The sequence below is a fragment of the Pseudomonas anguilliseptica genome, assembly GCF_021375795.1.
Taxonomy (GTDB): Bacteria; Pseudomonadota; Gammaproteobacteria; order Pseudomonadales; family Pseudomonadaceae; genus Aquipseudomonas; species Aquipseudomonas anguilliseptica_A.
Genome location: NZ_JAEIOI010000002.1, coordinates 118,283 through 140,797 on the forward strand (window position 1 = coordinate 118,283; position 22,515 = coordinate 140,797).

At 60.9% G+C, this 22,515-nt stretch carries 22 protein-coding genes; 5 read left to right on the top strand and 17 right to left on the bottom strand.

Going from position 1 to position 22,515, the window contains the following annotated elements:
* Positions 1 to 10: 10 nt before the first annotated feature.
* Complete coding sequence (locus IOD17_RS08355; RefSeq protein WP_233684642.1) at positions 11 to 580, top strand: hypothetical protein; 570 nt, start codon at positions 11 to 13, stop codon at positions 578 to 580.
* A gap of 61 nt (positions 581 to 641) precedes the next feature.
* Here the strand turns inward: IOD17_RS08355 and IOD17_RS08360 are convergent, their stop codons facing one another.
* The 11 genes from IOD17_RS08360 to IOD17_RS08410 form a co-directional block, all read right to left on the bottom strand.
* Positions 642 to 857, bottom strand: coding sequence for a TOBE domain-containing protein (locus tag IOD17_RS08360; protein WP_056842174.1), 216 nt, complete (start codon positions 855 to 857; stop codon positions 642 to 644).
* A gap of 94 nt (positions 858 to 951) precedes the next feature.
* On the bottom strand, positions 952 to 1,752 hold the full coding sequence (ssuB, locus tag IOD17_RS08365) for an aliphatic sulfonates ABC transporter ATP-binding protein (protein WP_233684643.1): 801 nt from the start codon (positions 1,750 to 1,752) through the stop codon (positions 952 to 954).
* Positions 1,749 to 2,543 carry an aliphatic sulfonate ABC transporter permease SsuC gene (ssuC, locus tag IOD17_RS08370; protein WP_233684644.1) on the bottom strand — a complete coding sequence of 265 codons (795 nt, stop codon included), beginning with the start codon at positions 2,541 to 2,543 and terminating at the stop codon, positions 1,749 to 1,751. The genes ssuB and ssuC overlap by 4 nt, the downstream gene beginning before the upstream one ends.
* An 88-nt stretch (positions 2,544 to 2,631) precedes the next feature.
* Positions 2,632 to 3,780: an FMNH2-dependent alkanesulfonate monooxygenase gene (gene ssuD, locus IOD17_RS08375; protein ID WP_233684645.1), complete on the bottom strand. Its 1,149-nt coding sequence runs from the start codon at positions 3,778 to 3,780 to the stop codon at positions 2,632 to 2,634.
* A 71-nt stretch (positions 3,781 to 3,851) separates the two neighbouring features.
* Positions 3,852 to 4,817, bottom strand: a complete 966-nt coding sequence (locus IOD17_RS08380) for a sulfonate ABC transporter substrate-binding protein (protein WP_233684646.1) — start codon at positions 4,815 to 4,817, stop codon at positions 3,852 to 3,854.
* A gap of 90 nt (positions 4,818 to 4,907) precedes the next feature.
* Entirely contained in the window at positions 4,908 to 5,501 is a 594-nt protein-coding gene (ssuE, locus tag IOD17_RS08385; RefSeq protein WP_233684647.1) for an NADPH-dependent FMN reductase, read from the bottom strand.
* 164 nt (positions 5,502 to 5,665) lie between these two features.
* Positions 5,666 to 6,304 (bottom strand): peroxiredoxin, encoded by a 639-nt coding sequence (locus IOD17_RS08390; protein WP_233684648.1) that lies wholly within the window; start codon positions 6,302 to 6,304, stop codon positions 5,666 to 5,668.
* Between the two features lie 377 nt (positions 6,305 to 6,681).
* Positions 6,682 to 7,413, bottom strand: a complete 732-nt coding sequence (locus IOD17_RS08395) for an ABC transporter ATP-binding protein (protein WP_233684649.1) — start codon at positions 7,411 to 7,413, stop codon at positions 6,682 to 6,684.
* 2 nt (positions 7,414 to 7,415) lie between these two features.
* Entirely contained in the window at positions 7,416 to 8,240 is an 825-nt protein-coding gene (locus IOD17_RS08400; RefSeq protein ID WP_233684650.1) for an ABC transporter permease, read from the bottom strand.
* A gap of 3 nt (positions 8,241 to 8,243) precedes the next feature.
* Positions 8,244 to 9,236 carry an aliphatic sulfonate ABC transporter substrate-binding protein gene (locus IOD17_RS08405; protein WP_233684651.1) on the bottom strand — a complete coding sequence of 331 codons (993 nt, stop codon included), beginning with the start codon at positions 9,234 to 9,236 and terminating at the stop codon, positions 8,244 to 8,246.
* A gap of 123 nt (positions 9,237 to 9,359) precedes the next feature.
* Positions 9,360 to 10,691, bottom strand: coding sequence for an OprD family porin (locus tag IOD17_RS08410; protein WP_233684652.1), 1,332 nt, complete (start codon positions 10,689 to 10,691; stop codon positions 9,360 to 9,362).
* Positions 10,692 to 11,074: 383 nt separating this feature from the next.
* On the opposite strand from IOD17_RS08410, the gene IOD17_RS08415 reads away from it, so the two are divergent.
* The 4 genes from IOD17_RS08415 to IOD17_RS08430 all read left to right on the top strand — a co-directional run bounded on the left by IOD17_RS08415 (position 11,075) and on the right by IOD17_RS08430 (position 15,095).
* The gene (locus IOD17_RS08415) at positions 11,075 to 11,389 is read left to right on the top strand and encodes a hypothetical protein (RefSeq protein WP_233684653.1); all 315 of its coding nucleotides are present in this window, start codon (positions 11,075 to 11,077) and stop codon (positions 11,387 to 11,389) included.
* 3 nt (positions 11,390 to 11,392) lie between these two features.
* Positions 11,393 to 12,628 carry an acyl-CoA dehydrogenase family protein gene (locus IOD17_RS08420; RefSeq protein WP_233684654.1) on the top strand — a complete coding sequence of 412 codons (1,236 nt, stop codon included), beginning with the start codon at positions 11,393 to 11,395 and terminating at the stop codon, positions 12,626 to 12,628.
* 104 nt (positions 12,629 to 12,732) lie between these two features.
* Positions 12,733 to 13,659, top strand: a complete 927-nt coding sequence (locus IOD17_RS08425; RefSeq protein WP_233684655.1) for a sulfurtransferase — start codon at positions 12,733 to 12,735, stop codon at positions 13,657 to 13,659.
* Between the two features lie 251 nt (positions 13,660 to 13,910).
* The gene (locus tag IOD17_RS08430; protein WP_233684656.1) at positions 13,911 to 15,095 is read left to right on the top strand and encodes a YeeE/YedE family protein; all 1,185 of its coding nucleotides are present in this window, start codon (positions 13,911 to 13,913) and stop codon (positions 15,093 to 15,095) included.
* Positions 15,096 to 15,181: 86 nt separating this feature from the next.
* Here IOD17_RS08430 and cysW read toward each other — a convergent pair whose 3' ends face one another.
* The 6 genes from cysW to betC all read right to left on the bottom strand — a co-directional run bounded on the left by cysW (position 15,182) and on the right by betC (position 22,491).
* Entirely contained in the window at positions 15,182 to 16,009 is an 828-nt protein-coding gene (cysW, locus tag IOD17_RS08435; protein ID WP_233684657.1) for a sulfate ABC transporter permease subunit CysW, read from the bottom strand.
* Positions 16,006 to 16,854 carry a sulfate ABC transporter permease subunit CysT gene (gene cysT, locus IOD17_RS08440; protein WP_233684658.1) on the bottom strand — a complete coding sequence of 283 codons (849 nt, stop codon included), beginning with the start codon at positions 16,852 to 16,854 and terminating at the stop codon, positions 16,006 to 16,008. The genes cysW and cysT overlap by 4 nt, the downstream gene beginning before the upstream one ends.
* Before the next feature lie 327 nt (positions 16,855 to 17,181).
* A complete protein-coding gene (gene cysP, locus IOD17_RS08445; protein WP_233684659.1) occupies positions 17,182 to 18,195 on the bottom strand; it encodes a thiosulfate ABC transporter substrate-binding protein CysP in 1,014 nt (337 codons plus the stop codon).
* A gap of 161 nt (positions 18,196 to 18,356) precedes the next feature.
* Positions 18,357 to 19,922 carry a SulP family inorganic anion transporter gene (locus tag IOD17_RS08450; protein WP_233684660.1) on the bottom strand — a complete coding sequence of 522 codons (1,566 nt, stop codon included), beginning with the start codon at positions 19,920 to 19,922 and terminating at the stop codon, positions 18,357 to 18,359.
* An 85-nt stretch (positions 19,923 to 20,007) separates the two neighbouring features.
* Complete coding sequence (gene choX, locus IOD17_RS08455; protein WP_233684661.1) at positions 20,008 to 20,931, bottom strand: choline ABC transporter substrate-binding protein; 924 nt, start codon at positions 20,929 to 20,931, stop codon at positions 20,008 to 20,010.
* A gap of 51 nt (positions 20,932 to 20,982) precedes the next feature.
* On the bottom strand, positions 20,983 to 22,491 hold the full coding sequence (betC, locus tag IOD17_RS08460) for a choline-sulfatase (protein ID WP_233684662.1): 1,509 nt from the start codon (positions 22,489 to 22,491) through the stop codon (positions 20,983 to 20,985).
* Positions 22,492 to 22,515 lie beyond the last annotated feature (24 nt).

A 22,515-nucleotide genomic window follows, 5' to 3' on the forward strand; every position in this document is an offset into this window, starting at 1 on the left:
TAACGGATTTATGAGGCGTAGTGTCTATCAGGCTGTAATTCTCTGTGCAGCGTTGCTGGGCTCCAGCCAGGTGCTGGCTAAGGTTGAAGTGCAGGCCGGGCAGCATAAGACCCTGGGACGGATTCTGGTGGCCAAGGTTTCCGAGGAAATTGTGCCGGGCGATTATGAAGCCTTGCTCAAGGGCATCAAGGCCAATCCAGGCAAGTTCTCCCGGAAAATCGTCATGCTCGACAGCATTGGCGGCAGTGTAAACGAGGCCATGCGCATTGGCCGGCTATTGCGTGAAACCGCGTTCGACAGCCTGGTGCCGTCCACCGGGGTGTGTCAGGGCAGCTGCGTGTACCTGCTGGCGGCGGGGCGCAACAAGACCGTGCGCGGCCATGTTGGCATTCACCGGCCCTATTACTCTGGCAGTGATTCAGTGCACTCGACGTCCAACAGCGTCAGTCGTGCCAGCCAGATCAGCTATTTCAAAGACATGCAGGTCGCCCCCGAGTTGCTTGAGGCAATCAACAGCACCGCGCCGCAGCGCATGCGGGTGCTCAGTGCCAGCGAACTGAAGCGTTATCGCTTGCAGTGAAGGATGGCAGCAGGAATAGATGAGCAGATCGGAGTATGCCGATCTGCTCGGGTGCTGCCGTTCACAGCTTGGCGATCGATACCTCGGTGGATTTTACGAAGGCGATCACTTCGCTGCCCACGCCCAGCTCCAGTTCTTTCACCGAACGGGTGGTGATCACTGAGGTAACGATGCCGGAGGCAGTCTGTACGTCGATTTCCGAGAGTACGTCGCCCAGCACGATCTCCTTGATGGTGCCTTTGAACTGGTTGCGTACGTTGATGGCTTTAATGGTCATGGTGATGCTCCTTTCAGGTCTTCAAGTAACCCGGCGGTGATCCGGGGGATAGTTGGCACCGCTCCCGGATGGCATCCGGGCTACGGGCAGGTTTTCAAAGTGTCCAGTGCAGTTGCGTGGGCAAGGGTGAAACGGGTTCGGGTTGTGCAGGCAGCTCGGGCAGCGACAGCACGCGGTTAAGCACCTGCTCCTCATAGGCCGCCAGCTTCGCCGAGGCACGCTGGCGGGGGCGGGGCAGGTCGACGTTGATGTCCAGGCCGACCTGGCCGTCTTCGATCAGGATCACCCGGTCGGCAATCGCCACCGCTTCGCTGACGTCGTGGGTCACCAGCAGCACGGTGAAACCATGCTGCTGCCACAGGCGTTCAATCAGTTGCTGCATCTCGATGCGGGTCAGGGCATCCAGGGCGCCCAGCGGCTCGTCGAGCAGCAACAGGCGTGGCTGGTGAATCAGGGCGCGAGCCAGGGCTACGCGCTGTTTCTGCCCGCCGGACAGGGACGCAGGCCATTCGTTGGCGCGATCCGCCAGGCCGACGGCTTCCAGCGCCTGTTGTGCTTGCGGACGCCAGTTGCCGGAAAGACCCAGACCAACGTTGTCGATCACCCGCTTCCAGGGCAGCAGGCGTGAGTCCTGAAACATCAGGCGAATGTCGTCGCGTGATGCCGCCAGCGGCGCATTGCCGGCCTGCAGCTCACCCTGGGTCGGTACGTCGAGGCCCGCCAGCAGGCGCAGCAGGGTGCTCTTGCCGCAACCACTGCGGCCGACCACGGCGACGAACTGTCCGGCAGGGATATTCAGCTGAATATCCTTGAGCACTTCGCGCTCGCCGAAGGCCTTGTGAATCGCGTTGATCGCCAGCGGCAGGCCGCGTTTCAATGTATGCAGCGCTGTCATTGTCCACCTGCCTTGACCTGATAGGCCGGGTGCCAGCGCAGCCAGATGCGTTCAAGCATGCGTGCTGCCACATCCGCCAGCTTGCCGAGTACGGCGTACAGCAGGATGGCTAGTACCACCACGTCGGTTTGCAGGAATTCGCGGGCGTTCATTGCCAGGTAGCCAATGCCGGAGCTAGCCGAAATGGTTTCCGCGACGATCAGGGTGAGCCACATAAAGCCCAGGGCGAAACGCACGCCGACCAGGATCGAGGGCAGGGCACCGGGCAGGATGACCTGGCGGAACAGGCTGAAGCCCGACAGGCCATAGCTACGCGCCATTTCCACCAGCGCCGGGTCAACGCTGCGGATGCCGTGGTAGGTGTTCAGGTAGATCGGGAACAGCGTGCCGAGGGCGACCAGAAAGATCTTCGCGCTCTCATCAATGCCGAACCAGAGGATGACCAGCGGGATCAGCGCAAGATGCGGCACGTTGCGGATCATCTGTACGGAGCTGTCGAGGAAGCGCTCGCCCCATTTCGATAGGCCGGTGATAAAGCCCAGCAGCAGACCCAGGCCGCCACCGATGGCAAAGCCGATCCCGGCGCGCCAGCCGCTGATGGCCAGGTGGGTCCAGATTTCACCGCTGCGCAGCAATTCCCAGCCGGCGCTGATCACCGCGCTTGGGGCCGGCAGAATGCGCGTGGACAGCAGGCCGCCAACCACCGCCAGTTGCCAGGCTGTCAGCAACGCCACCGGCAAGGCCCAGGGGGCCAGGCGCAGGGCTAGTTTGTTCAAGGTTGTGTTGCTCATTGCAAACCCCATCAGGTCTCTGTAGGAGCGGGCCATGCCCGCGAGGTCGTTACGGTTCGCGGGCATGGCCCGCTCCTACGGTATTGCATCAACTGGCCGAGGCCGCCTTGGGCAGAATGTCGCTGGAGATCATCTCGCCGAACGGGCTGACATAGCTGGCCCCGCTGGGTACCTCTGGACGGTTGACGTCCAGGTGCGGGAACAGCAGCTCGGCAACCCGGTACGACTCTTCCAGGTGCGGATAGCCGGAGAAGATGAAGGTGTCGATACCCAGGCCGGCGTATTCCTTGACCCGTGCGGCCACGGTCGGGCCATCGCCAACCAGTGCCGTGCCGGCACCGCCACGCACCAGGCCGACTCCGGCCCAGAGGTTGGGGCTGACTTCCAGGTTGTCCTTGCTGCCGCCGTGCAGGGCGGCCATGCGCTGTTGGCCGACCGAGTCGAAGCGCGCCAGGGAGGCCTGGGCGCGGGCGATGGTGTCGTCGTCGACATGGCTGATCAGCTTGTCAGCGGCGGCCCAGGCTTCGGCATTGGTTTCGCGCACGATCACATGCAGGCGTATACCGAAGCGCACTTCACGGCCTTGAGCGGCGGCTTTCTCACGCACCTGGGCAATCTTCTCGGCCACGGCAGCCGGTGGCTCGCCCCAGGTCAGGTACAGCTCGACCTGCTCAGCTGCCAGGTCCTGCGCGGCTTCTGACGAGCCGCCGAAATACAGCGGCGGACGCGGTTGTTGAATAGGGGGGTAGAGCAGTTTGGCGCCTTTGACTTGAATATGTTTGCCGTCGTAGTCGACCACTTCACCTTCCAGCACGCGGCGCCAGATGCGGGTGAATTCCACCGAGGCTTCGTAGCGTTCGGCGTGGGACAGGTTGAGGCCATCGCCGGCCAGCTCATCCGGGTCGCCACCGGTCACCAGGTTGAACAGCGCGCGGCCATTGGACAGGCGATCAAGGGTTGCTGCCTGACGCGCCGCCACCGTCGGGGAAATGATCCCGGGGCGCAGGGCGACAAGGAATTTCAGACGCTGTGTCACCGGAATCAAGGAGGCGGCTACCAGCCAGGAGTCCTCGCAGGAACGTCCAGTCGGGATCAGTACACCGCCAAAGCCAAGGCGGTCAGCTGCTTGGGCAATCTGCTGCAGGTAAGCGTGATCGACGGCGCGTGCACCCTCGGCGGTGCCCAGGTATTTGCCGTCGCCATGGGTGGGCAGGAACCAGAAAATATTCAGGCTCATGGAGTGGTCTCCTTTTACGAAATCGTTGGCGAAGCCCGGAATGCATCCGGGCTACGTTGGTGTGGCGAGCGTTACTGGGCAGCGGCGACTTTGGCTGGTGGCGTCCAGATCACGTCCTTGATTACCAGGCGCTTGGGGATCAGTTTCAGATCGGTAAAGGTGTCAGCGATCTTCTGCTGCGCCTCGACCACCTGCGGCGTGATGAACTGGGCACCGTAGCCCTGACGCTCGACAGCCTGACGGGTTATTTCCGGGGACAGGCCGATCAGCGGGGCAACCTGGGAAGTGGCTTCTTCGAGGTTGCCTTGGACCCACTCGCCGACGCCGCGGATTTCTTCCACCAGCGCGCCGATTACCTGTGGGTTCTTCTCGGCATAAGGTTTGGTCGCCAGGTAGAACTGGTGGTTGTCGACCAGGCCGGTACCGTCGCGCAGGGTGCGCGCCTGCAACTGATGCTCGGCGGCGGACTGGAAGGGGTCCCAGATGACCCAGGCGTCAACGCTACCGCGCTCGAACGCCGCACGGGCGTCGGCCGGTGGCAGGTACACAGGCTGGATATCGCTGTATTTCAGGCCGGCATCTTCCAGTGCGCGGACTAACAGGTAGTGCACGTTGGAGCCCTTGTTCAGGGCGACTTTCTTGCCCTTGAGTTCGGCCACCGATTGGATCGACGAGTCTTTCGGCACCAGGATCGCTTCACCGGTCGGGGCCGGTGGCTCGTGGGCCACATAAACCAGGTCGGCACCAGCGGCCTGGGCGAATACGGGCGGGGTTTCGCCGGTCACACCGAAGTCCACCGAACCGACGTTAAGGCCTTCGAGCAGCTGCGGGCCGCCGGGGAATTCGGTCCACTTGACCTCTACACCCTGTTCGGCCAGGCGCTTCTCCAGCGTGCCCTTGGCTTTGAGCAGCACCAGGGTGCCGTATTTCTGGTAGCCGATACGTAAGGTTTCAGCTTGTGCTTGGGTGATGGCGCCGAAGGAAATGGCCGCAGCAAACAGGGCGACCAGACTCCGACGCAAAGTGATAGTGCGCATAGCGCTCTCCTTTGCTGTTGGGGTTATTGGGTTGCGACCTGCTTGCCCGTTGGCGGGCGAGTAAGGTGAGGTAAAGCGTGTTGCGGTGTGTCAGATGCTCCAGCGGGCGTTGATCAACCGATCATTCAGCACGCCCGGATCAATCGGTGCCGGCCGGCGTGCCAGAGCCTGTTGGAAGTGCTGCAAGGCATCATCCAGACGCTGCTCCAGGGCCGGGGCCAGTTGCGCGGCAGCGCCGTTTTCGCCGTAGGCAATCTGGCTGTCGTCAGCAAAGATTGCGTGCAGCATTTCCTGGGCTTTCAGCGCCGCCAATACCGGCTTGAGCGCGTAGTCCACGGCGAGCATGTGGGCGCTGCTGCCGCCGGTGGCGATAGGCAGCACCACTTTGTGGTTCAGGGCCCGTTCGGGCAGTACGTCGAGCAGTGTCTTCAACGCGCCGGAGAACGACGCCTTGTAGACCGGCGTGGCGATGATCACGCCGTCGGCGCGCTCCACCTGCTCAATCAGTTGCCGCACGGCCGGGCTGCCGAAATCGGCAAACAGCAGGTCTTGCGCATCAAAATCACGCACCTGATAGCTGATCACTTCAACACCGCGCAGTTGCAGCCAGTGTTTGGCGCGATCAAGCAGGATATTGCTGCGTGATTTCAGGCTCGGGCTGCCGCCCAGGGATACGACCAGCATGCTGGCTCCTTAAAACAAGTGCTTAGAGCCTTTTCACGATCTCGCGAGCTAGAGTCCTGCAAGGCAAAAACTGGCGAGGAAGCGGAGTGTACTTTTGTACATGAGCATTCCGAGCCGGTTTTTAACGCCGCAGGGCCGACGCGCAGCAGATCGTAAACAGGTTCTTAACGGTTCGGTTGCGGGGTCAGGCGCAAGTAAGGTTTGACGGCGCGGTAACCCTTGGGGAAGCGCTGCTTGATTTCTTCTTCATCCTTGAGCGATGGCACGATCACCACCTCTTCACCGTCCACCCAGTTGGCCGGGGTGGCGACCTTGTGGTTGTCGGTCAGTTGCAGCGAATCAATCACCCGCAGGATCTCGTGGAAGTTGCGCCCGGTGCTGGCCGGGTAGGTGATGATCAGGCGCACTTTCTTGTTCGGATCGATGATGAACAGCGAACGCACGGTCAGGGTGTCGTTGGCGTTCGGGTGGATCAGGTCGTAGAGATCGGAGACCTTGCGGTCGGCGTCAGCCAGGATCGGGAAGTTGACCCGGGTGTTCTGGGTTTCGTTGATGTCGTCGATCCATTTCAGGTGCGAGTCCACCGGGTCTACCGACAGGGCGATGGCCTTGACGCCACGCTCGGCGAATTGCTCTTTCAGCTTGGCGGTAAAGCCCAGCTCGGTGGTGCACACCGGGGTGAAGTCGGCTGGGTGGGAGAACAGCACGCCCCAGCTAGTGCCCAGCCATTCGTGGAAGCGAATGCGGCCTTCACTGGAGTCCTGCTCGAAATCGGGGGCGATGTCGCCGAGGCGGATGGTCATGCTCGTGCTCCTTGGGTAAGTCGTTGCGTGGCGCTCACTATGCTTAGGCTTGATAGATTTTAAAAAGAATAAATAACAATTTATTTAGCACTTAAAGATATATAAAGCGGGGGGTTGACTGTGCAACGGCCGCTTCAAAAGGCTATGCCGCGGTGTGCTAACGGCTGTCCGTAGGGTGCGCTGTGCGCACCTGGATTTTTGGCCTGCACCGGCATTGTTTCCATACAGTCGAAATGCTGTGTGCGCATGGCGCACCCTACGAATCCGTTTCGCGTCAGTTGCGGATGACGACCGGCATCGCAGGCTATTGGCACGGGTAATAAAAAAACCGGGCCATGCGCCCGGTAAATATTCCACCTGAGGAATTCGTTGCTGCTTTACAAGGCGTGAGATTGGTACAGCTCGGTCAGGGCTTCGCCGCGCAGGTAGGCCAGCTCTGCCGAGCGGCGGTCGCGGGGGCGCGTCAGCGGCACTGCCAGTTCGCGTTGCAGACGGCTGGGTGTGCCACCGAGGATCAGTACGCGGTCGCTCAGGTAGAACGCTTCGTCCAGATCATGGGTGACCAGCAGTACGGCAATTTCATAGCGCTCGGCCAGCTCGCCGAGCAGGTCCTGCAGCTTCATGCGGGTAAAGGCATCCACCGCGCTGAATGGCTCATCGAGCAGCAGCACATGGGGTTTGCCATACAGGCCGCGGGCAATCGCCGCGCGTTGTGCCTGGCCGCCGGAAAGCTGCTTGGGCAGGGCGTCGGCATGGCCACTGAGGCCGACATCGCGCAGCAGTTGCTGCACCCATTTGTCATCGGCGATCCAGCCATCGGCAAAACTGACATTCTGCGCGACATTCAGCCAGGGCATCAGACGCGGTTCCTGAAACACCACGCCAATGCCGGTACCACGGCCAAATTGCAGCAATGGGTTGAACTCCAGCCCGCCACTGAAATCCTGATCGAGCCCGGCGGCGATGCGCAGCAGGGTGCTTTTGCCACAGCCGCTGGGGCCGAGCAGGCTGACGATTTCACCGGGGGCCAGGCTCAGGCTGACATCATCGAGCACGCGCAGGCCGTCGTAGGCTTTGTGAATGTTCTGCAGTTGCAGCAGTGCGCTCATCTTCAGTTCTCTCCGCCTTGGTAGCTGTCACGCCATTTGAGTGCGCGGGTTTCCCAGTACTTGAGCAGGCTGTCGCTGAGCTTGCCGAGCACCGCCAGCAGCAGGATGGCGGCAATCACCAGGTAGGGGCGTGAGGTTTCCCGGCCGTCGCTGAGCAGGTAGCCAAGGCCACGGGTGGCGGCAATCAGCTCCGCTGCGACGAGAAACATCCAGCTCAGGCTCAGCGCACCACGTAACCCGGTAAACAGGTTGGGCAGGGCGGCCGGCAGGAGAATCCGCCGCACCAGGGCGAAGCGACTGAGCTGATAAAGCTGGCCGACTTCGACCAGCTTGCGGTCGATATTGCGGATGCCGGCCAGCAGCGCCAGGTACACCGGAAAGAATGCGCCGAGGGCGATCAGCACCACCTTCGGCGTTTCATCAATGCCCAGCCAAAGCAGCAGCAAGGGCACCCAGGCCAGGCTGGGAATCGCCCGCAAGGCCTGGAAGGTCGGTTCCAGATAGGCCTCGGCACGCCGGCTGAGGCCGACCCAGGTGCCAATCACGATGGCCAGGCCTGCGCCAATCAGAAACCCGGCGGCAACTCGCAGCAGGCTGGCGTTGATATGCCGCAGCAACTCGCCACTGACCGCCAGGTTGAACAGGGTTTGCGCCACTTGAGTCGGCGCAGGCATCTGGTGCGCCGGCAGCACCGCGAAACGCACCAGGGCTTCCAGGCCCAGCAGCAGTGCCAGGGGCACCGCCCAACCGCGCAGATTGGCCAGACTTGGCCGCCAGCGTGGCAGGCGTTCGGCCCAGCGGCTGAGTGTGAGGTTGAGGGTGCCCATGACTCAGTTGCTCGCGTTGGCTACGGATTGCTTAATCACGCTGGCAGCCAGTTGTGGGCTGATCAGTTGATCCACCACCTTGGCCACGTCAGTGCCTGGGCGCACCAGTTGCTCATCCAGCAGGATCGGCGCGGCGGCTTTCAGCGCGGCGATATGCTCGGCGCCGGGCTGCGAGTTGCTGAAGTCGGTACGCGACAGTTGCAGCTTGGCCACTTCCAGCGGCAGCTTGGCTTCGTCGGCGAGCAGCTGGGCCAGGGCATCCGGGTTGGCAATGGCCCATTCGCGGGCCTGTTCGTAGGCGCCGATCACCTGCTTGATCAGCTCAGGCTGAGTGGCAGCGAATTTCTCGGTGACGCTGAGCACGCCATAGCTGTTGAAGTCGAGGTTGCGGTACAGCTGGCGCGAACCGGCTTGCAGTTGGCTGGAGGCCATCAGGGGATCAAGCCCGGCCCAGGCGTCGACATCGCCACGTTCGAGGGCGACACGGCCATCGGGGTGTTGCAGGTGGACGATTTCCACGGCGTTTTTGTCCAACCCGGCTTTCTGCAGGCTTTGCAGGAGGAACAGGAAGGGATCGGTGCCTTTGGTGGCGGCGATTTTCTTGCCTTTCAGATCGGCCAGGCTGTTGATCGGAGAGTTCTTGGGCACCACCAGCGCGGTCCACTCCGGGCGGCTGGCGACGTAGACGGTGTTGATCGGGCTGCCGTTGGCGCGGCTCAGTACGGCAGCCAGGCCGGCGGTGGAGGCGAAATCGGTACTACCGCCATTGAGGTATTCCAGCGAGCGGTTGCTGCCCTGACTGAATACCCATTTGACACTGATGCCTTGCGGCGCGAGGGCTTTTTCCAACAGTCCCTGTTGCTTCAGTACCAGGCTGGTGGGGGCGTAATAGGCGTAGTCTAAGCGGACTTCTTTTGGTGTTTCGGCATAGGCGCCGGCAGGCAGAATCGCCACAAACAGGGCGGTCAGCCCCCGACGCAGATTGAACAGACCCATGGTCGTTTCCTCTGGTTAGGGTTGTCGCCTGTCGACCCGTGGACGGGCACTTCAGGTCAGCGTAAAGCGAAGGTAAAACCGGCCTGTGGTCAGGCCGGTACACACTGGGCGTGTTGTTTGTACTTAGAGCAACGGCAGGCTGTAGCTGAGGATCAGACGGTTTTCGTCCTGATCGGCCGCAGTGGTGTTGCCACGGAAGGTGGCGTTACGCCAGGACACACCCAGGCCTTTCAGGGCACCTTCCTGCAGGGTGTAATCCAGGCGGAAGTCACGTTCCCATTCCTTGCGGTCGCTGTCGGCGGCGTCGATGTTGCTACCCGACAGGTAGGTCACGGTGGCTTTCAGGCCGGGAATGCCGGCACTGGCGAAGTCGTAGGCATACTCGGCCAGCCAGGTGCGCTCACCGGCGCTGGCGAACTTGCCGATCTGCCGGTCGGTGATCAGGTACGCGGTGGCACCGTCACCCTGGCTGACGAACGGGAAGGCGCTGTTGCCGGACACCTGCTGATAACCGGCGCTGAGGGCGTGGCCGCTCAGGCTGTAAGTGAACAGGGCACTCCAGGTGTTGTTATCCACTTCACCGTTCTTGCTGTCGCCTGCGCGCCAGAAACCGCTGCTTTTATAACCTTCGGTGCGGCCAGCCAGGCTGCCGTTCTTGCCGTCGGAGCCGCTGTTGAAGTAGCGCAGATCGGTTTTCAGTGCGCCCACTGGCAGCGCCAGGTTATGGGTCAGGCCAAGGAAGTGCTGTTTGTAGAAGTCTTCCAGGCTGCCGTAGTAGTACTGCGCGGTGAGGTCCTTGGTGACCTTGTAGTCGCCACCGGCGTAGATGAATTCGTTGGAGTCGGCGGCTTTGCCCTGGAAGCTACCCGCGCCACCAATGCGCAGGGCGATGTCATCAGTGGAGCTGCGGGTTTTGGTGCTTTCCAGCTGGCCGGCGGTGAGGGTCAGACCCTCGATTTCGGCGGAGGTGATCTGCGCGCCTTCAAAGGTTTGCGGCAGCAGGCGACCATCGTTGAAGTTGATCACCGGCAGTTTGGGCTGCAGGGTGCCGAGACGCAGTTCGGTCTTGGAAATACGCGCCTTGGCAGTCACGCCGGCCTTGCCGTAGCTGTCTACTGCGCTGCCATCGCTTTCCAGAGGGAACAGCGAGCCTGGAGCACGGCTGCGTGGCGTGCTGCTGTCACCGCCGGAGTCGAGCTTGATGCCGACCAGGCCGATGGCGTCCAGGCCGAAACCGACGGTGCCTTCGGTGTAGCCAGACTGGTAGTTGAAGATAAAGCCCTGGCCCCATTCGCTGGCTTCGTTGTTGCTGTTGGCGGTGTTCTTGTCGTTACGGTCGAAGTAGAAATTACGCAGGCCGAGGGTGGCTTTGCTGTCTTCGATAAAGCCGGCGGCAGTGGCCTGGTTGGCGAGGGCGGCCAGTGTAACGGCCAGGGCCAGTGTGGACTTATTCATGCTCGATGCTCCAAATGCAGGTCTGTGCTGTTGTGTGTGGCACTGCAGAGGGGCTCAGGCGGGATGGCGTGCGTTGCGCCGATCTCAGCGAAAACAAGGAGCCCCTGTTATGGGCCCGATGCGGTGGTCCGCTGTCGGCTTGAGCGCACTGTAGGGATTATTGTTAATCCCTAAAAAGAATTTATTTTCACTTTGTAGTAACTAAAAAGAATAAATGGTGCTTAGGTGCTAGACCCATAAGCTAATGCTTAAAAATTATTTGCTTCATATTTTTTAGATCATTTAGCTTGTGTCTACCGGATCACCGGACTTCCTGTTCAAACCTGAAGTTGCCAGTGATCCGGCCCGCATTGATGGCCGGCACGTCCTTGACGAGGTCTGCCATGCCCAAGTTGTCCGCCTTTAGCCGTCATCCCTTGCTCAGCACCAGCCTGGCCCTGGGTCTTGGTCTGTTCAGTGCGGTACCCGCCGATGCCACCGTGCAAGCGCGCAGTGGCTATCAACAGCCCGTCCCGACCAGCACCCAGCTATGGGGGCATCTGGATCGCGCCATCGTCGAGCAGCCTGGCGCTCAACACCGTGATCAGGCTCTGCAGCTGGTGCAATGGCAGCCCTCCGAACCGCGTCTCCAGCGGTCGGCTGGTGCACAGGGTAGGTGGGCGCAGAGACTTGAACGTGCTGCTGGTCGGGTGCAATAGCTTATGGCTGCCGAGTTTCGCGCCACTGCACAGGCCTTTGAAAGTGCCGAGCCGCTGTTTGATCCCAGGTTGTTTCCCAGTGACTTCGCCAACCGCAGTGGCAAGGTTGAACGCCTGGCGCGCAAGCTGGCGGCGACTGCCGTACAGCGTGATCGGCAGGGCGGTAGTGCCCAGGCTGAGCGTCAGTTACTGCGCGAAAGCGGTCTGTTGACCCTGGCCATTCCACAGCAGTTTGGTGGTCAGGGCCTGGTCTGGCCGGAGCTCTACCGGATCATCCGTTACCTGGCCGCCGTGGACAGCTCGCTGGCCCATCTGTTTGCCTTTCAACACTTGCAGGTGGCGACCATTTTGCTGTTCGGCAATGCCGATCAGCAGCGCCACTGGTTGAGCCGCACGGTGCATGAGCGCTGGTTCTGGGGCAACGCCACCAACGGCCGCGATACTCGTCTGAAACTCAGCCGCCGTGAGGAGCATTACGAGCTGAACGGTAGCAAATCATTCTGCTCCGGAGCGCTTGGTGCCGATGCCCTGGTGATCAATGTGCCGCGTAGCCATAACCCCGAAGACCGGGTGTTTATCGTGCTGCCCACGCAGCGTGAAGGGGTGGCGGTGAATGATGACTGGGATGGTTTTGGCCAGCGCCAGACCGACAGCGGCACGGTGCAGTTCGAGAATGTATTTGTCGACAGCAGTGAGCTGCTTGGCCCGACTGGCACCAGCCCGCGCACCACGCTGCGCAGCTGCCTGTCGCAACTGATTCTGACCCAGCTGTACCTGGGCAATGCCCAGGGCGCGCTGGACGCTGCGCTGCGTTACACCCGTGACAGCAGCCGCGCCTGGCCAGCTTCCGGGGTGGCCTTGGCCAGTGATGATCCCTTTATTCAACAGCGTTATGGCGAGCTGTGGCTGCTGTTTCGCAGTGCTCAGTTGCTGGCTGAAAACGCCGCCCAGCGCCTGCAGAGTGCCTGGGAAAAACCCGCACTGACCGCCGCTGAGCGCGCCGAGGTGGCTTTGGCCATCAGTGAAGCCAAGGTGGTATCGGCTCGCGCTGCATTGGAAATCACCGCGCGCATCTTTGAAAACATGGGTGCCAGTTCCACCAGCTCGAAATACGGCTTTGACCGGTTCTGGCGCAACGTACGGGTGCACAGCCTGCACGATCCACTGGATTACAAGGTGCGCGATCTCGGGCACTGGTTACTCAACGGCAAGGCACCTACGCCTTCGCTGTATGGCTGATATGACAGGGAGGGCAGAGCAGAAAAGACATGCCGTACATCGATAACTCACCAACCACGGATAGGCCTGCTGGCCTTGTTTGACAACCTTTTGAGGCAGTGCGAATGAACCTGAAAACCCTGTTTGGTGCCGGCCTGCTGGCCGCCGCCAGCCTGTTGCAAAGTGCCCAGGCACTGGCCGCCAGTGATGTGCTGGTGACCACCGAGTGGCTGGAAAAAAACCTGAACAATCCCAAGGTGCGGATCATCGAGGTGAGCGTCACGCCGGGCGTCTACGAGCGTGGGCATATTCCGGGTGCGGTGAATTTCGCCTGGCACCGCGATCTGGTCGACCCGGTACGCCGTGATATCGCCAGCCAGGAAAACTTCCAGGCGCTGCTGCGTAAATCCGGCATCTCTGCTGACACCACCACGGTGCTCTACGGCGATAACAACAACTGGTTCGCCGCCTGGGGCGCCTGGGTATTCGATGTGTATGGCGTGGATAACGTCAAACTGCTCGATGGCGGCCGGGTGAAGTGGGAAGCGGAAAAACGCGCCCTGGATAACCGGGCGAAAACCCCGGTAGCCGGCAATGTCACCGTCAAGGCGGCGAATAAACAGCTGCGCGCCTTCCTCCCGGATGTGATCGCTGCCGCAGAGAAACGCAGCGACGTACAACTGGTGGATATCCGCTCTGCTGATGAATACAACGGCAAGGTCTTTGCCCCGCAGGGTGTGCAGGAGCTGGCAGTGCGCGCCGGCCACGTACCGGGTGCCGTCAATGTGCCCTGGGGCCAGGCAGTGGCTGCCGACGGCACCTTCAAATCGGCTGAAGAGTTGAAAAAGGTCTACGGCGCGGTGGGCATCGATGGCAGCAAGCCGATCATCACCTACTGCCGCATTGGCGAGCGTTCCAGCCACACCTGGTTCGCTCTGAAAAAGATCCTTGGTTATGACGTGCGCAACTACGACGGTTCCTGGACCGAATACGGCAACGCTGTAGGTGTGCCGGTGGTCAATGTGGCCGGTACGGTCTGGGGCGGCAAATAATGGCTTGAAGCGGAAGGTGGATGACGCTTTGCCCATCCACCGTTCGCCGATCGCAGTAGCGGATGAAAACGTCATCCGCCCTACGGGCTACGGCATAAACATCTATCGGCACGGTGCTTAACCGCCTTGCCACTTTTTAAGGGTGAGCGTTCAGGCAGGGCGCTCGCTCTTCTTTTATTGGCGCCATCCTGCGGGCTGTGGTTACGCAAGATTAAAAATGACTCCGGTCATTTTTTTATTTGGGGGTTTATATGGTCACGACCTCTCTGCATACGCCCGGACGTTGGGCGAGCGGATTGGCTCTGGTAGTGAGCCTGACGCTGGGTTTTGCTGTCTGGCGTTTATCCGGGGCCGACAGCGGTAGCCAGGCGTTGAGTCTGTCGCTGCTCGGCGGCGCTGTGTTTGGCGTGCTGTTGCAGCGTTCGCGTTTCTGTTTTTTCTGCGTAATCCGCGACTTTATCGAGCAGCGCAAGCCAGACGGCTTGCTCGGCATTATCGCGGCGCTGGCCGTGGGTACTCTCGGCTATCACCTGGTGTTCGGTGCCTTTCTGCCGGATCCAAGCGGTGGGCGTTTGCCGCCGGATGCCCATGTGGGTCCATTGAGTTGGGTACTGGGGCTGAGTGCCACGGTGTTCGGTATCGGCATGGCACTGTCCGGCTCCTGCATCAGTGCGCATCTTTACCGCCTGGGTGAAGGGGCATTTGCTTCGCTGTTTGCACTGTTCGGTGCGCTGATCGGTTTCTATCTGGGTTTTCTCTGCTGGAACCCGCTGTATCTGCTGAGCATCCAGCAGGCATCGGTGGTCTGGTTGCCTGCCTGGCAGGGCTATGGCGTGTCGCTGCTGCTGCAGATTGCTCTGTTGGGTGGGCTGGCCAGCTGGCTGTTGTTGCATGTGCAACCAGGTACTGAGCCGCGCGCGCCTGCGCGCAACCTGTTGCAACTGCTGTTTGGTCAGCGCTGGCCGACCTGGGTGGGCGGGGTGTTGATCGGCTTTCTCGCCACCTTGAGTTATCTGCGCGTCGGCCCGCTGGGGGTGACTGCGGAACTGGGCAGTGTGGCGCGAACGGCTGCTGATGGTTTCGGCTGGTTGCCGGAGCGCCTGGAGGGGCTGGATGGTTTTTCCGGTTGCGCCACGGTGATCAAGGAGACGCTGCTGTCGAACAACGGCCTGTTTATTCTCGGGTTGGTTGTGGCCGCCTGGGTCAGTGCCCTGCTAGCAGGGGACTTCCAGCCCAAGCGTCCACGTGTCGGTGAACTGCTGCGTAATCTGCTGGGCGGCGTATTGCTGGGTTGGGGCAGCATGCTGGCACTGGGGTGCACCGTGGGTACGCTGTTGTCGGGGGTTATGGCCGGTGCGGTGTCTGGCTGGGTGTTCGGGGTGTTTTGCCTGCTGGGTGTGCTGATAGGCCTGCGCCTGCGGCGTTATTGGCCGTAAGTGCTAACGCGTGTAGGAGCCGGCCATGCCCGCGAATGCACTTCGCACGCATGGCGTGCTCCTACAGAAGCGTAACCCTCCGGGGTCTAGGCTTCAGCGCGTTGCATCAGCATGCGTTGGCGCCATTCCATAAAGGTTTTCAGCAGCAGGGTCAGCAGCGCTATGCAGGCCAGCAGCGCTGCGGCAGTAAAGGCGGCGGCGGGCTTGTAGTCGTTGTTCAACTGATCGACCAGCAAGGGCAGGGTCAAGGTCTGGTTGAGAATGGTGCCGGACACCACCGACACCGCACCAAACTCGCCAACTGCACGGGCGTTGGTCACCACCACGCCATACAGCAGCGCCCATTTGATCTTCGGTAGGGTGATATGGCGGAAGATCTGCCAGCCGCCGGCACCCAGGCACAAAGCAGCGGTTTCCTCATCCTGGCCCTGGGCCTGCATCACCGGAATCAGGATGCGTGCTACATAAGGCGCGGTAACGAAGATGGTGACCATGACGATGCCCGGCCAGGCAAACATCAATTGCATGCCGTTATCGTAGAACCAGCGCCCCAGGGCGTGCTCCAGGCCATACACCACCAGGTAGCAGAGCCCGGCGACGACGGGCGAAACGGCATAGGGAATGTCGATTATCGTGGTCAGCAGTTTGCGCCCACGGAAATCGTAATGGGTCACGCACCAGGCCAGCATGATGCCGAAGCACAGGTTGATCGGCACGGTCAGCCCGGCAACCAGCAGGGTCAGGCCGATGGCATGCAGCATGTAGTCTTCGCCCAGGTTGCTCCACAGCAACGCCAGGCCACCGGAGAACGCCTTGCTGAAGATCAACGCCAGTGGAATGAGCAGCAGCAGGGTGACCAGGCTCAACCCCAGGCCGATCAGCAACCATTGATGCCAATATTGTGGTTTTCTCATTTGCCTTGCCGTTGCCATTTGAACAGGCGGCCTTGCAGCACTTGCAGACTGAACAGCAGTACCAGTGAGGCCAGCAGAATGACTGAGGCAATCGCCGCAGCCGCGTTGTGGTTGAACTCCTGCAACCGCACGAAAATCATCAGCGAGGAGACTTCGGTTTTGAACGGGATATTGCCGGCAATCATGATCACCGCGCCGAACTCTCCGAGGCTGCGGATAAAGGATTGCGACGCGCCGGTGACCAGCGCCGGGGTCAGGGTCGGCAGCACCACGTAGAAGAAGGTCTGCAGGCGATTGGCGCCCAGCGTGCTGGCGGCTTCTTCGTAGTCGCGGCCCAAGTCCTGCAGCACCGGCTGCACGGTGCGCACCACAAAGGGCAGGCTGGTAAACACCATGGCGATCAGGATGCCGGGGTAGGCGTAGGCCACCTTGATGCCTAGCGGCTCAAGCCACTGGCCGAGCCAGCCGCCAGGGGCCAGCAGCGTCGCCAGGGTCAGCCCGGCCACCGAGGTGGGCAGGGCGAACGGCAGATCGACCAGGGCATCCACCAAGCGCCGGCCGGGGAAGTCGTAACGGGTGATGATCCAGGCCAGCAGCAGGCCGATCAGTAGCGCGGCAATCGTCGAATAAAAGGCACCACTCAAGGTCACCTTGTAACTCTGCACCACGCGGGGGTCGCTAATGGCCCGCCAGTACTGCGCCCAGCTCATGTCGCTGACATACAGCAGCAGCGCTGACAGCGGGAACAGGATAATCAGCGAGATGTAGAACGTACTGAAACCGAAGCTCAGACCAAAGCCTGGTAGCAGCGGGTTCTGCAGAAAAAAACGGGGAGTTTTAGGCACGCATTGATCCCTTAAAGCACAAGCCGCCGTAAGAACCTGTTCAATGTCTGCTGCGCGTCGGCCCTGCTGCGTTAAAAACAGGCTCGGTAAGCCGCTTGCGGCTAACGCGCTTTAGCGCGACCCGAAGGGCGAGTGAAACGAGTCATGCTCATGTACAAAAGTACACTTCACTTGATTCGCTGCGCTCACCCTACGGGCCAGCCGTTGGCTGTTACTACGCTGCGCTACGTTTCTCGCCTGTTTTTGCCTTGCAGGGCTCTAGCTCGCGAGACCTTGAATAGGTTCTAGGTACGGCGGCTTGCTTTGTTACTTAAAGCGCTGGGGGACTTAGCGGCCCTCAGCCAGAAGTTGATCAAGGATACCATCGGCGTCGAAGTGCTTGGCAGTGATCTCATCCCAGGTGCCGAGAACCTCGGTCGGGTTGATCAGGCGGATCTTGGGGAACTGATCCGCAGTGGCCGCCACGACTTCCGGGTGATGCACACGGTAGCTGTAGGTGGTCAGCAGTTGCTGGATGTCTTTGCTGTACTGGAAGTCCAGGTAGGCTTTGGACACTTCGCGGGTGCCTTTTTCATCGACCACTTTGTCGACCAGGGCAACCGGAAACTCGGCCAGTACGCTGACCGGCGGCACGACGATCTCGAACTCGCCGGACTTGAACTCTTCACCTTTGGCGATATTCACCACTTCCGATTCGAAGGTCAGCAGCACATCGCCCTGGCCATTCTGGGCAAAGGCGACAGTGGCGGCGCGGCCACCGGTGGGGAAGTTCTCGACGTTGTGCAGCACTTTGCCAACGAAGCCTTTGATCTTGGCTTCATCACCCTTGAACTGTTCATTGGCATGCAACCAGGCACCGAGGTAGCTGTAGCGCGCGTTGCCGGAGGTTTTCGGGTTGGGGAAGACCAGTTTCACGTCTTCACGGGCCAGGTCGTCCCAGCCTTTGATGTTTTTCGGGTTGCCTTTACGTACCAGAAATGCGGTGGTGCTGTAGTAGGGCGAGCTGTTATTGGGGAACTGCTTGGCCCAGTCTTCGCGCACCAGGCCGCGCTTGGCCAGGATGTCCACATCGGTGACCTGGTTGAAGGTCACGGTATCGACTTTCTTGCCCTGGATGATGTCTTGCGCCTGGCGCGAGGAACCGGCGAACGACTGGTCGATCTTCAGTTCCTTGCCGGTCTGGGCTTTCCAGTGGGCGACGAACTTGGGATTGATCTCGGCGAACAGTTCCCGGGCAATGTCGTAGGAGGCATTCAGGATTGGCTTGTCCTGGGCCAGGGCAGCGGCGCTGCTCAACAGGCTTGAGGTAATGGCGCTGGCCAGCAGAAGTTTCTTGAGCATGATGCAGACTTTCCTCGTCACTGAGCCCGTCTTGCAGGCGTTTGCTTGAATGCCTGACCACTGGGCCAGGAGTACGAGGGGATACTGCACAACTTTTTTATTCATAAAAAGTAATTTTTAACGCTATTTATATTCCTTTTATGTCTTAATGCAGGTGCTGTTCAGGCGAACTGCACCGGGCAGTGTTCACGGCCTTCCAGCTTGTAGATGTCGGCGATCACCTGGGGGCGTGCGTGGTGCACCACCAACAGGCGCTGCTGGTGGCGCAGGCGACGGGCTTCCTGGTGGAGCATGGCGACCCCGGCGTAATCGATAAAATTGATGTGCCGCGCATCGATCATTACTGAGCGTGCCGAGCTGCGTTGCAGCAACTGTTGCAGGTAATTGCAGGCCCCGAAGAAGATCGAACCTTCGATGCGCAGCCACTCCTGTTCACCGTCCTGCCACTGACGCACGCGCGGTTGAGAGGTGCGCTTGAGGTAGACGACCAGCGAAGCCAGCACGCCAGCGTAGATGGCGCTCTGTAATTCCAGCACCAGGGTTGCCAGCACGGTCAGCAGCATCACCAGAAACTCGCTGGGGCTGACGCGCTTAAGGGCCTTGACGGCGGCGAAGTCGAACAGCCCCCAGCAGATCAGCAGAATGCTCGCCGCCATGGCCGGGATCGGCACATAAGCGAACAGGCGGCTGCCATACAGGGCGAATAGTGCCACCAACAGGGCGGCGAATACCCCGGCCATCGGTGAGCAGGCACCGGCTTGCTGATTGAGCGCTGAGCGGGTGAAGGAGCCCGCCGACAGTGAACCGCCGAACCAGGGGCCGATGATACTTGACAGACCCTGGGCACGGACTTCCTGGTTGGCATCCAGCAGTTGTTGCGAACGGTCTGCCAGCGCGCGGGCAATCGACAGGCTGGTAACCAGGCCGAGCAGACCACAGGCCACGGCAGCAGGCAGCAGTTGCAGGATGTGCGTCAGGTTGAAGTCCAGCAGGGTGAAAGGCGGCAGGCGCCCTTCGAAACGACTGACCAGCGCAATCGCCCCAAGCTGCTCCGGCCAGGCCCATACCAATAAGCTGGCGGCGGCGATGCCGATCAACAGCGCCGGGCTGCGTGGCCACACATGCTTGCTCAGTAAACTGATGATCAGGGTAAACGCGGCCACGGCCAGGCTACGCCAATTGCTATCAACCAGGTGTTCGCCGAGGTTGAGCAGGCTGGTCAGTGCCGTGGCCTGGCTGGTGACAGTGAGACCGAGCAGGTTGGGTAACTGGCCGATGGCAATCACCAGTGCGGCGCCCAAGGTGAAGCCGAGCACCACCGAGTGCGAAACGAAATTCACCAGCGCGCCGAAGCGCAGCAGGCCGAGCAGCCACTGACACAGGCCCGCCAGCAGCGTCAGCAGCAGAATCAGGGCAATAAAGTCGTCGCTGCCCGGTGTTGCCAGCGGGCTGACACTGCTGAACAACACGATGGAAATCGCGGCGGTGGGGCCGCAGATCAGGTAGCTGGAGGAGCCCCACAGGCAGGCGATCAGTACCGGCACGATGGCCGCGTACAGGCCATATTGCGGCGGCAGCCCGGCGATCAGGGCGTAGGCGATGGACTGTGGCAGCGCCAGGATGGCCCCGTTCAGGCCTGCCAGCAGGTCTTTGCCAAGGCTGCGTTTCGTGCAATTGGGTAACCAACGCAGAAAAGGCAGCAGGGACTGCAAAACGGATGGCGGCATCAGTGTCGCTCGTGGCGGGAGTAGACCTATGCAAGCGAGCGGACAGGCCTTGCTCTGTCCGCTCGATTTAACCTTCAGGGGTGACTCAGAGCTTGGCGTTTACTGCCGCCAGCGCATCACCGCCGCTGCGGCTGGTGACGCCCTTGAGCCAGCCAGCAACCACCGCTGGATTGGCCTTGAGCCAGGCCTTGATCGCCTCATCGTTGCTGGCCTGTTTGCTGAGCACCTGATCCATGATGGCGTTCTCCATCTGCTGGGTGAAGGTCAGGTTGCTCAGCAGCTTGCCGACATTCGGGCACTGCGCGGCGTAGCCTTTGCGGGCCAGGGTGTTGACACTGCCGCTGGCACCGAAGTACTTCTCGCCACCCTTGAGGTAGCGCATGTCGTATTGCACGTTCATCGGGTGCGGAGTCCAGCCGAGGAACACTACAAACTGCTCGCGCTTCACTGCGCGACCGACCTGCACCAGCATGGCCTGTTCGCTGGACTCAACCAGGCTCCAGTCCTTCAGGTCGAACTCGTTGGCGGCAATCATCTTCTGGATCGACTCGTTGGCCGGTGCGCCGGAGCCGATGCCGTAGATCTTGCGGCTGAACTTGTCGGCGTGCTGGTTGAGGTCGGCAAAGGTCTTCACCCCGGCCTCGTAGGCGTAGGTGGGCACGGCCAGGGTGTACTCGGTGCCGCTGAGGTTTTCCACCAGTTGCTCGACTTCACCGCTGCTGACGAACTTGTCGTAGTTGCTCTGCTGCGCTGGCATCCAGTTGCCGAGGAACACATCCACCTGACCTTTCTGCAGCCCGGCGAAAATGATCGGCACGGCCAGGGTCTGCGGCTGCGCCTTGTAGCCCAGGCCGTCGAGCAGGAAGCTGGCGATGCCGTTGGTCACGGCAATATCACTCCAGCCCGGATCGCCGAGTTTTACCGTGGCGCAACTGGCGTCTTCGGCGAAGGTGTGGCTGCTGGCGGCCAGTAACAGGCCACCGATAAGTGCTGTGCTGAATATGTGCATGGCATGTCCCTCTCTTTAGTTATTAGTTTTCAACGCGGCATTGACTTGCAATCAGGGCTGCGGAAAGCGGGCGCGACGTTCGAGGTCGTCGAGATCAATGTGGTTGCGCATGTACTGCTGGCTGGCGTCGACCATCGGTTGATGGTCCCAGCTGGTCAATTGACCTTGAGTCAGGGCGCTGGCAACGAAACGCCGGCGGCGCTGACTGGCCAGGGTGGCCTGATGAATCGCCGGCATGTCCCAGCGCGCCTGTGCCTGGTTGATAAAGTCGGCGAGCAGGCTTTGGTGCTCTGCGGACTCTGCCAGGTTTTCGCGCTCTTGCGGGTCGTGGCGCAGGTTGAACAGCAGCAGGGGATCAATCTCGGAGTAGATAAATTTCCACTCACCCTGGCGGATCATCATCAGCGGGCTGATGCTGCCTTCGGCCATATATTCGCCAATCACTTCATCGTGGCCCTGGCGCCCTTCGAGGTTCGCCAAGAGCGAGCGGCCATCCAGCGGCAGGTCGGCTTGTAGCGTGCCGCCGGCCAGTTCTACCAGGGTCGGCAGCAGGTCCATGGTCGAGACATTCTGGCTTACCCGGCGCGCAGCAAACTGCTTGGGTGCATGCACCAGCAACGGCACGCGGGCGGCCATTTCAAACCAATGCATTTTGTACCAGAGGCCACGCTCACCCAGCATGTCGCCGTGGTCGCCGGAGAACAGGATGATGGTGTTGTCGCTCAGGTTGCAGTCCTTGAGGGTTTTCAGCAGCTTGCCGATGTTGCTGTCGATGTAGCTGCAGGCACCGAAGTAGGCGCGGCGCGCGTCCTTGATCTTCTGTTCGGGCAGCGGTTTGTCCCATAGGTCGATGACTTTCATCAGGCGTTGCGAGTGCGGGTCCTGCTCGGCCTGATCAATATGCTGGCGTGGCAGCGGGATGTCCTCGTCACGGTAGAGATCCCAGAACTCGGCCGGGATGGTGTAAGGGTCATGCGGGTGGGTCATCGACACAGTGAGGCAGAAGGGCTGATCGCCGTCGCGGCGCACGTGGTCATACAGATATTGCTGTGCCTTGAACACCACCTCTTCATCGAAATCCAGCTGGTTGGTGCGCACGCACGGCCCGGCCTGCAGCACCGACGACATGTTGTGATACCAGCTGGCGCGCACGTCCGGCTCATCCCAGTTCACCGCCCAACCGTAGTCGGCGGGGTAGATGTCGCTGGTCAGGCGCTCTTCATAGCCATGTAACTGATCCGGGCCGCAGAAATGCATCTTGCCCGACAGCGCGGTGCGATAGCCCAGGCGGCGCAGGTAATGGGCGTAGGTCGGTACATCGGCGGGGAAGTCGGCAGCGTTGTCGTAAGCGCCGATCTTCGAGGGCAACTGGCCGCTGACCAGGGTAAAGCGCGAGGGTGCGCACAGCGGGCTGTTGCAATAGGCGGCATCGAACACCACGGCTTCGGCGGCCAGGCGCATCAGGTTGGGCATCTGGATCGGTGAGGCGGCATCGTGCAACGGCAGAATCGGCGCGGCCATCTGATCGGCCATGATAAAGAGGATGTTCGGGCGTTTCATGGCAGCCGGTATTCCATATAAATG

What these genes read in the sequence shown, in the direction of transcription:
- IOD17_RS08355 (WP_233684642.1), top strand. Translation starts at nt 11, where the DNA reads ATGAGGCGTAGTGTCTATCAGGCTGTAATTCTCTGTGCAGCGTTGCTG.
- IOD17_RS08360 (WP_056842174.1), bottom strand. Translation starts at nt 857, where the DNA reads ATGACCATTAAAGCCATCAACGTACGCAACCAGTTCAAAGGCACCATC.
- ssuB (WP_233684643.1), bottom strand. Translation starts at nt 1,752, where the DNA reads ATGACAGCGCTGCATACATTGAAACGCGGCCTGCCGCTGGCGATCAAC.
- ssuC (WP_233684644.1), bottom strand. Translation starts at nt 2,543, where the DNA reads ATGAGCAACACAACCTTGAACAAACTAGCCCTGCGCCTGGCCCCCTGG.
- ssuD (WP_233684645.1), bottom strand. Translation starts at nt 3,780, where the DNA reads ATGAGCCTGAATATTTTCTGGTTCCTGCCCACCCATGGCGACGGCAAA.
- IOD17_RS08380 (WP_233684646.1), bottom strand. Translation starts at nt 4,817, where the DNA reads ATGCGCACTATCACTTTGCGTCGGAGTCTGGTCGCCCTGTTTGCTGCG.
- ssuE (WP_233684647.1), bottom strand. Translation starts at nt 5,501, where the DNA reads ATGCTGGTCGTATCCCTGGGCGGCAGCCCGAGCCTGAAATCACGCAGC.
- IOD17_RS08390 (WP_233684648.1), bottom strand. Translation starts at nt 6,304, where the DNA reads ATGACCATCCGCCTCGGCGACATCGCCCCCGATTTCGAGCAGGACTCC.
- IOD17_RS08395 (WP_233684649.1), bottom strand. Translation starts at nt 7,413, where the DNA reads ATGAGCGCACTGCTGCAACTGCAGAACATTCACAAAGCCTACGACGGC.
- IOD17_RS08400 (WP_233684650.1), bottom strand. Translation starts at nt 8,240, where the DNA reads ATGGGCACCCTCAACCTCACACTCAGCCGCTGGGCCGAACGCCTGCCA.
- IOD17_RS08405 (WP_233684651.1), bottom strand. Translation starts at nt 9,236, where the DNA reads ATGGGTCTGTTCAATCTGCGTCGGGGGCTGACCGCCCTGTTTGTGGCG.
- IOD17_RS08410 (WP_233684652.1), bottom strand. Translation starts at nt 10,691, where the DNA reads ATGAATAAGTCCACACTGGCCCTGGCCGTTACACTGGCCGCCCTCGCC.
- IOD17_RS08415 (WP_233684653.1), top strand. Translation starts at nt 11,075, where the DNA reads ATGCCCAAGTTGTCCGCCTTTAGCCGTCATCCCTTGCTCAGCACCAGC.
- IOD17_RS08420 (WP_233684654.1), top strand. Translation starts at nt 11,393, where the DNA reads ATGGCTGCCGAGTTTCGCGCCACTGCACAGGCCTTTGAAAGTGCCGAG.
- IOD17_RS08425 (WP_233684655.1), top strand. Translation starts at nt 12,733, where the DNA reads ATGAACCTGAAAACCCTGTTTGGTGCCGGCCTGCTGGCCGCCGCCAGC.
- IOD17_RS08430 (WP_233684656.1), top strand. Translation starts at nt 13,911, where the DNA reads ATGGTCACGACCTCTCTGCATACGCCCGGACGTTGGGCGAGCGGATTG.
- cysW (WP_233684657.1), bottom strand. Translation starts at nt 16,009, where the DNA reads ATGAGAAAACCACAATATTGGCATCAATGGTTGCTGATCGGCCTGGGG.
- cysP (WP_233684659.1), bottom strand. Translation starts at nt 18,195, where the DNA reads ATGCTCAAGAAACTTCTGCTGGCCAGCGCCATTACCTCAAGCCTGTTG.
- IOD17_RS08450 (WP_233684660.1), bottom strand. Translation starts at nt 19,922, where the DNA reads ATGCCGCCATCCGTTTTGCAGTCCCTGCTGCCTTTTCTGCGTTGGTTA.
- choX (WP_233684661.1), bottom strand. Translation starts at nt 20,931, where the DNA reads ATGCACATATTCAGCACAGCACTTATCGGTGGCCTGTTACTGGCCGCC.
- betC (WP_233684662.1), bottom strand. Translation starts at nt 22,491, where the DNA reads ATGAAACGCCCGAACATCCTCTTTATCATGGCCGATCAGATGGCCGCG.